The organism is Acidovorax sp. KPB24-07 (assembly GCF_057543315.1).
This window is the reverse complement of sequence record NZ_BAAJYS010000200.1, coordinates 1-6,815: the sequence shown is the minus strand read 5'-3', so window position 1 is coordinate 6,815 and position 6,815 is coordinate 1. Positions and strand designations below refer to the sequence as shown.

At 69.9% G+C, this 6,815-nt stretch carries 5 protein-coding genes and 1 pseudogene; 1 reads left to right on the top strand and 5 read right to left on the bottom strand.

The annotated features are described in order from the left end of the window. Nucleotides 1-1,335: FAD-binding oxidoreductase (locus AC27IQ_RS16945; protein WP_487090155.1), on the top strand; the 1,335-nt coding region annotated here is incomplete at its 5' end. Nucleotides 1,336-1,365: 30 nt separating this feature from the next. On the opposite strand, the gene AC27IQ_RS16940 is transcribed toward AC27IQ_RS16945, so the two are convergent. From AC27IQ_RS16940 to AC27IQ_RS16920, 5 genes and pseudogenes are all read right to left on the bottom strand, one after another. Continuing rightward, entirely contained in the window at nt 1,366-1,878 is a 513-nt protein-coding gene (locus AC27IQ_RS16940) for a hypothetical protein (RefSeq protein WP_487090154.1), read from the bottom strand. 114 nt (nt 1,879-1,992) lie between these two features. Next, nucleotides 1,993-2,979 (bottom strand): thymidylate synthase, encoded by a 987-nt coding sequence (locus AC27IQ_RS16935; protein ID WP_487090153.1) that lies wholly within the window; start codon nt 2,977-2,979, stop codon nt 1,993-1,995. Nucleotides 2,980-3,037: 58 nt separating this feature from the next. Then, on the bottom strand, nt 3,038-3,859 hold the full coding sequence (gene phnX / locus AC27IQ_RS16930; RefSeq protein ID WP_487090152.1) for a phosphonoacetaldehyde hydrolase: 822 nt from the start codon (nt 3,857-3,859) through the stop codon (nt 3,038-3,040). Between the two features lie 50 nt (nt 3,860-3,909). Further along, nucleotides 3,910-5,034 (bottom strand): TIGR03364 family FAD-dependent oxidoreductase, encoded by a 1,125-nt coding sequence (locus tag AC27IQ_RS16925; protein WP_487090151.1) that lies wholly within the window; start codon nt 5,032-5,034, stop codon nt 3,910-3,912. Between the two features lie 67 nt (nt 5,035-5,101). Next, nucleotides 5,102-6,815 (bottom strand): annotated as a pseudogene (locus AC27IQ_RS16920) (putative 2-aminoethylphosphonate ABC transporter permease subunit); the annotation flags it as partial.

The following is a 6,815-nucleotide window of genomic DNA, read 5'->3' as shown; positions in this document are numbered from 1 at the left end:
CGCCGCGCGCGCGGCAAGGCGCTGGCCGTGGTACGGCCCGGCAGCACGCAGGAGGTGGCCGCCGTGGTGCGCGCCTGCGCCGCCGCCGGCACCGCGATCGTGCCGCAGGGCGGCAACACGGGGCTGGCGGTGGGCTCCATTCCCGACGAGACCGGCACGCAGGTGCTGCTGAGCTTGACGCGGTTGAACGCCATCCGCGCGGTGGACGCCGACAATTTGACGCTCACCGTGGAGGCCGGCGCCATCCTGCAGAACGTGCAGGACGCGGCCGAGAAGGCGGGGCTGCTGTTCCCCTTGAGTCTCGCGGCCGAGGGCAGTTGCACCATCGGCGGCAACCTGGCCACCAATGCCGGCGGCACGCAGGTCGTGCGCTACGGCAATACGCGCGACCTGTGCCTGGGACTGGAAGTCGTCACGCCGCAGGGCGAGGTGTGGGACGGGCTCAAAGGCCTGCGCAAGGACAACACCGGCTACGACCTGCGCGACCTGTTCATCGGCAGCGAAGGCACGCTGGGCATCATCACCGCCGCGACGATGAAGCTCTACCCGCAGCCCGCCGCCAGCCTGACGGCCTGGGCCGCGGTGCCGTCGATGGAACACGCCGTGCAATTGCTGGCCCTGGCGCACAAGCACCTGGGCGCGGGCCTGACCGGCTTCGAGGTGATGGGCCGCTTCGCCCTGAGCCTGGTGGCCAAGCACATGCCGCAGCTGCGCGTGCCCTTCATCGACCAGGAAGACGTGCCCTACGGCGTGCTGCTGGAAAACAGCGACAGCGAGTCGGAGGCGCACGCCCGCACGCGCTTCGAATCGCTGCTGGAAACCGCCTTCGAGGCCGGCTGCGTGACCGATGCGGTCGTGGCCGAGAACCTGGCGCAGGCGCACCAGCTCTGGCACATCCGCGAAAACATTCCGCTGGCCCAGGCCGAGGAAGGGCTGAACATCAAGCACGACATCTCGGTGCAGATCCCCCGCATCCCTGCGTTCGTCGAATACGCCGACGCGCTGCTGCAGCGCGAGATTCCCGGCGTGCGGCTGGTCAACTTCGGGCACCTGGGCGACGGCAACCTGCACTACAACGTGCAGGCGCCGGCCGAGGGCGATGCCAAGGCCTTCCTGCGCGACGAGGAAGCCCGCGTGAACCACCTGGTCTACGAAGCCGTGGCGCAGTTCGGCGGCTCGTTCTCGGCCGAGCACGGCGTGGGCGCGCTCAAGGTGGACAAGCTGGAGAAGTACCAGTCGCCCGTGGCGCTGTCCATGATGCGCGCCATCAAGGGCGCGCTGGACCCGCAGGGGCTGATGAACCCGCACTGCATGCTGCCGGTGCACGGCGCCTGACGGCCGGGCCACCGGGGCGGCCCGACGGAATCAGCGCCGCGCGTCTTCCAGCACCTTGCGCACGTCGGCGGGCAGGGGCACCGGCGCGCCGGCATCCTGCACGTCCCATTCCTCGTCGCCCGTCTGCAGCCACACGCGCATCGCGTCGCGCGACGGGTCCACCACCACCGCAGCTGCCTGGGCGTCCGGCTGGCTCGACCGGCGGCCGGTGATGTAGAGCAGGCCGCCTTCCTGCCGCAGCGGCGTGCTGACGGCCATGTTCTGCAGGAACTCCGGGTGGTTGACGGGACCGAGCAGTTCCTTGACCCGCACCCCCATGGGGCCGGTGCGCAGAAAGTCCGAGCCCTCCGAAGGCTTGCGGCCCACCTGCGCCTGCACGCTGGCCCAGCGGTTGGCGGCGGCCGGTGCCGCAGCCGTCGCAGCGGACGCGGCCGGCTTGGCGGGAGAGGACGTGGAGGCCGAGGGCGTAAGCGGCACGTGGGTGCCGCAGCCGGCGGCCAGCACCGCTGCGGCGAACAATGGCAAAGAGGACGAAAGGCGCATGGGGCGGATTTCCTTGGAATCGGGGAAGCAACCGGCGAGCTTATCCGCTGATGCCCCCGAATCCATCGCGCCCCATGCCGCCCATGGGCGTTTCGGCACGCCACCCCGCGATATTCACACGGCCATGGGGGCCGTGATGTGGGCGTGGTGCTGGTAGCCTTCGAGCGAGAAGTCCGACGGCTCGACCGCCTCCAGCCATTCGGGCGCGTAGGTGCCGGTGACGGCGTAGTCCGGGATTCGGTCGGACAACACCAGCTTGGGCAGCGGGTGGGGTTCGCGCGTGAGCTGCTCGCGAAGCATGTCCACGTGGTTCTCGTAGATGTGCGCATCCCCGATGAAGTACGTGAACCAGCGCGGCGTGTAGCCCGTGAGCCGGCCCACCAGGTGCAGCAGCGCCGCCCCTTCCGCCAGGTTGAACGGCGTGCCGAGCCCGACATCGTTGCTCCGGATGTACAGGCACAGCGAGATTTCCTTCCTGCCCGGATTGGCCAGGAACTGATACAGCAGGTGGCACGGCGGCAGGGCCATTTCGTCCAGCTGCGCCCAGTTCCATCCGTGGAACAGGATGCGGCGGCTGCCGGGGTCTTGGATGAGCGTATCCAGGCACTGCCGGAGCTGGTCAACGGCCTTGTAGAGCAGCACGCCAGCCGGCTTGCCGTCCTCGCCGCCAAGCGTGCCGATGGCCGCGTATCCCCGGCCGAGCGCGTCCGCGATCTGCGCCGGGCCCTGCGGCAGCGCCGGGTCGATCAGCTTGTAGGCCGGCCACTGGCGCCATTGGACTCCGTACACCGAACCCAGGTCGTCCTCGGCGAGGCGGTAGGGGTTGGCCAGCCACTGCGCGTTCTCGTTCGCGTTCTGGTCCCAGACCTTGCAGCCCAGCGCCCGGAAATCGGCTGCGCTGCGGCGTGCGCGCAAAAAGCCCACCAACTCGCCCACCACCGACTTGAAGGCGAGCTTCTTGGTCGTGACGGCAGGAAAGCCCTCCTGCAGGTCGAACCGGAGCATCGCGCCCGGCAGGCTCAGGGTGCGGACGCCCGTGCGGTTGTCTTGCCAACTGCCGTTGTCGAAGATGTTCTGAACGAGGTCGAGGTACTGTTTCATGTGCCGAAGGGACGAGCCAAGGGCGGAATCGTAGCGCAAGGGGGTCCGGCAGCGCGCCTCAGGGCCGGATGCCCTTGGCCAGGCGGCCGGCGATGTCGTCGACCACCGGCAGGAGGTCGGCCACCGAATCGATCACGTAATGCGCGCCCGCGCCCTGCAGCTTGCCAGCGGCCGCTTCGCGGCGGGCCTGCTGCGCGGCCGGCGGCAGTGCGTTCCACTCGGCCAGCGGCAGCCCCATCGCGTTGCCGCTGACGGCGACGCCCACCGTCCAGGTACCCGCGTGCAACCCCTCCTGGATGCCGACCTCGGTGTCGTCCACCTTGACCACCGTGGCGGGCCACCACACCCCCAGGTCGGCGAAGCAGCGGAACATCATCAGCGGCGAAGGGCGGCCCGCTACGAGGTCGCCCGCGCAGACGAGGTTGTCCGGCGCATAGCCGCCGGCCGCGGCGATGGGCGACAGGATGTCCATGATCGGCCGGTTGTAGCCGGTGGTGGAGCCGATCTTCAGCCCCCGGGCCCGCAGCGCGGCCACGGTGTCCAGCGCGCCGGGAATGAAATCGGCGAAATCGGCCACCACTGCCGCATTCATGGAGGTGAAGACTTCGTAGAGGTGGTCGATATCGGCATCGGCGAAGGGCCGGCCGTGCAGGTGCTCCCATTGCCGGGCGACCTCGGGCAGCAGGCTCAGGGCCTGGATGTGGTCCCACTTGGCGACGCCCATCGGGCCGCGGGCCTGCTCGATGCCGATCCGGATGCCGAATTGTTCGAACAGCCGCACGAAGGCGCCCATCGGCGCGCAGGAGCCGAAGTCGAGGATGGTGCCGGCCCAGTCGAAGACGACGGCGCTCAGCGTGGTGGTGGAAGGAGGCATGCCCATGTCGTGTCCTGATCGTGGCGCGGTGGGGAAAGGGTTGGGTGAAAGACGGCTCACCAGGCGTCGAAGGTGTCCTCGGCGATGCCGAAGGCGGTGCTGGCGCCGGTGCCGCTGGTGACGATCACCAGCCGGGTGGCGTCGTCGGGCCGGTCGATCAGGCAGTCGGTCGTGGCCGACGAGGGGTAGATGCCCACCCAGCGCTCGGTCACCCGGCAGGCCTGCAGCTTCACCGTGTCGCGCAGGTGGCGCAGGATGAGGTCGTCCACCCGCTCGTCGGCGAAGGGCTGGGGCGCGGCGCTGTAGTGGTGCGAGTCGCCCACCACCAGGGAGCCGTCGGCGCTTTGCACCACGATGAGGTGGATGCCGTTGGCCAGCGATTCGGCCTCTTCGCGCTGGAGTTGCTCGCGCAGCGCGGCGGCGGCGGGCAGGTCGCTGTAGCCCCGGTAGCGCACCAGGCTCAGGTCGGCCATGACCGAGCCGGGCAGCCGCAGGCCGGGCTCGGGCATGACGCGCAGCATGTGCAGCAGGCACAGCCGCAGGCCTTGCGGCGCCAGGCGCTCGGCGAACAGGCCGTGGATGTCCGAATGGGTGCAGACCACCACGCGCTCGGCGTGCAGCACGGCGCGCGCGGTGCGCACCCGCGGCGTGGCGACCTCCAGCACCGCCTCGCCGAAGCGGAACACCACGCCATGCGCCTTGGCCAGCCATTGGGTCAGCAAACCGATGGCCGTGCGCGATTCCACCCGCATCTCGTGCGGGCTGTAGAGCACGCCCTGGGCGCCCTCCAGCTGCAGCGCGGGCGCGCGGCGGGCGGCCTCGGCCACGCCGAGCAGTTCGCAGGCCTCGCCCATCTCGGTGCCCATGAACTGTTCGAGCACGGCCAGGGCCTGGGGCCTGAATGCCGTCAGGTACAGGCCGTGGTGCACGGCCTCGATGCCGGCCTGGGGCGCGACCTCGCCCCACACCTCGCGGGCCCGTCGGGCGCGGCGCCAGGTGTCGCCCGCACCCTGGCCGGTGACGGTGATGAAGCCGAAGTTGCGGATCGAGGCGCCGACGCAGGCCGCGTCGCGCTCGACCACGCAGACCTTCAGGCCGCGCCGGGCGGCGGTGTAGGCATGGGCCAGGCCGACGATGCCGGCGCCGACGACGATCACGTCGAAAGTGGGGTGGGTTTCCATGGTGCTTTTTCCAGGCGGCAGGGCGGTCTTCGTCGCTGCGCGCTGTGTTTTCAGGGGGTCATCGCCTTCATCGGGCCGGTGCACGCCAGGCCTGGGTGCGCCGCTCGACCCCATGGCCGGCGGCCAGGTACAGCAGCGTCACCACCGCCGAGGTGGCGGCGATCAGCACCGCCATGGCCGCGGCCGGGCCGGTGTCGCCGGCCTCGTCCAGGTTCAGGATGGCGACCGAGGCCAGCCGGGTGTCGGGCGAGTAGAGGAACACCACGGCCGAGATCGTCGTCATGGCGCTGATGAAAAAAATAGCGCGACACGTCCAGCAGCACCGGCAGGCAGATGGGCAGCGTCACGCGCCAGAAGGTCTTGTAGAGCGGCACCTTGAGCGAGGCGGACACCGCTTCGAACTCGGCATCCAGCGCCTTGAGCGCCGTCACCACGGTGAGGTGGCCGGTCGTGTAGAAGTGCACCACCGTGCACAGCACCATCAGCGGCAGCGTCTGGTACAGGCCGTGCAGCGGGTTGGCCGGCGCGTTGAAAAAGAAGATGTAGCCCAGGCCCAGCACCAGGCCGGGAACGGCCATGGGCAGCATGGCCGCCAGCCGCACCACCGGCCGCAGGGCTTGCAGGCCCCGGGTCTTTTCCAGCAGGTAGGCGCCGACGAACACCACGGCCGTCCCCACCACCGCCGTGCCGCAGGCGAGCTTCAGGCTGTTGGCCAGGGCATCGGCCAGGTCGGCATCGATCAGGCCCGCGACGTAATGGTCCAGGCTGGGCGACAGGTTGTACGGCCACAGCTTGGCGAAGGAGGCGAACACGGCCATGCCGAACATGGCCAGCACCAGGGCGGCGATGCACAGGCAATAGAGCGCCATGGCCGCATCGAATCCGCGCGCGCGCCGCGGCACCAGCGCCACGGCGCGCGCCGTGAGGGTGGCGGTCTGCCGGCGTTGCACCAGCCCGTCGATGGCGAAGGTGAGCACCGCCGGCAGCAACAGCAGCAGCGCCACCACCGCGCCGCGCTGGAAGTCGTGCTGGCCGATGACCAGCTTGAAGACGTCGGTGGCCAGCACGTTGAAGTTGCCGCCCACGACCTTGGGAATGCCGAAGTCGGTGATGACCAGGGTGAAGCACACCAGCGCGGCCGAGATCAGCCCGTACTTGGCGCCCGGCAGGGTGATGGTGAAGAATTTGCGCAGCGTGCCGGTGCCGAGCGCATCGGCCGCTTCGTACAGGCGCGCATCGGCCAGCGAAAGCGCCGTGACCAGGATCATCAGCACGTGCGGAAACACCGCGAAGCACTCGGCCAGCACGATGCCCGATGCGCCGTAGATGCCGGTGAACCCCAGCGCCGTCCAGAAGTCCCGGGCCACGCCCTGGTTGCCGAACCAGTAGATCAGCGAGATGGCCGACAGCAGCGAAGGCGCCAGCAGCGGCAGCAGCATCACCGTGCGCAGCAGCGCCTTGGCCGGCATGCAGCTGCGGGTCAGCGCATAGGCGAAGGCGAAGGCCAGCGGCAGCACGATGGCGGTCACCAGCAGCGACACCCACACGCTGTTCCACAGGCTGGTGAGTAAGGCGGGCGAAGCCAGGTAGGCGGTGAAGGCCCCCAGCCCCGACACCGCCCCGCCCTGCGGCGCATCCAGCGCCTTCGACAGGATGAGCAGCAGCGGCGCCACCAGTCCGACGCCCAGCAGCGCCACCACGCCCAGCAGGCCGAGGTGGGCCAGCCGGTCGCTCCAATGCACCCGCTGGCGCAGGGGCGCCGCGCGAACGGCCGCCGCCAC